General features: G+C 33.9%; 1 protein-coding gene. It reads left to right on the top strand.

Going from position 1 to position 1,006, the window contains the following annotated elements:
• Positions 1-85: 85 nt before the first annotated feature.
• Complete coding sequence (locus HX129_RS17695; protein ID WP_286436398.1) at positions 86-991, top strand: IS982 family transposase; 906 nt, start codon at positions 86-88, stop codon at positions 989-991.
• The last annotated feature ends 15 nt before the right edge of the window (positions 992-1,006 follow it).

Here is a 1,006-nt window from a genome sequence, read left to right as displayed (position 1 = left end):
TAACGTGAATTCGGGATAAGAAATTTGATAAAGAATAGGCATTTGAGTCACAATTTAATCACGACAAAAAACTGAATAACCTCAAATGCCTATCGATACACAGCTTACAACACTTTTTTGTTTAATTGATGATTTTTGTGCTGATATTACCAAAAATGTTGAACAATATAGGCTTACTTCGGGACAAGCTAAGCGATTGCGCCAAAGTAAAATCCGTGCTTCTGAAGTTCTCACTTTATTATTGTGGTTTCATCTAACAGGGAGTAGAAACTTCAAGGCTTTTTATCTTTATTGGGCTAAGCCTTTTCTTTGCTCTTACTTTCCAAACTTACCTAGCTATAACCGATTCATTGAATTAAAAGCAAAATATGTGATGTATTTTGTCGCTCTTATTGAGAGTTTAAAGGTGCAATCCTCTGGAATTGCTTTTATTGATTCTACCAAATTAGCTGTGTGTCATAATAAACGTATTCAGCAACACCGTGTATTTGTAGACAGTGCAAGTCGGGGGAAAACCTCTGTAGATTGGTTTTATGGTTTCAAAATTCATTTGATTTGCGATCATGTTGGACGCTTAGTTTCTTATTGTATAACAACAGGTAACGTTGATGACCGTAAAGTATTACCAGAATTAATAGAACACTCAAAATTAAAAGGTAAGTTGTTTGGTGATCGTGGCTATATTGGTAAGAATTGGAAGGATCGCCTTGCAGAAGTTGGTGTTCAACTGATTACACGTGTAAAAAGAAATATGAAACCACAAGTTTTAGATCCATTTGATCATGCTGTATTAAAAAAACGTGGAATTATTGAAGCACCATTTAATTTGATGAAAAGTCAATTTGATCTTGAACACACTCGCCATAGATCAAAAATAGGATTATTGACGACAATATTCTCAGCTTTAACCTTATATGCGTTGGTACTTGTGAATGGATATAATTCAGGAATTCAGCAGATTTTAAAACCTATTGAATTAAAATCTGCTTAAGCCGAATTCACGTTA

Origin of the sequence: Acinetobacter sp. 251-1 (assembly GCF_030329305.1) — a bacterium.
Lineage (GTDB): Bacteria > Pseudomonadota > Gammaproteobacteria > Pseudomonadales > Moraxellaceae > Acinetobacter > Acinetobacter piscicola_A.
Note: the sequence above shows the minus strand (reverse complement) of the source record. Positions and strands in the feature narration are given on the sequence as shown.

Coding starts and splice junctions, on each gene's coding strand:
- HX129_RS17695 (WP_286436398.1), top strand. CDS start 86: ATGCCTATCGATACACAGCTTACAACACTTTTTTGTTTAATTGATGAT.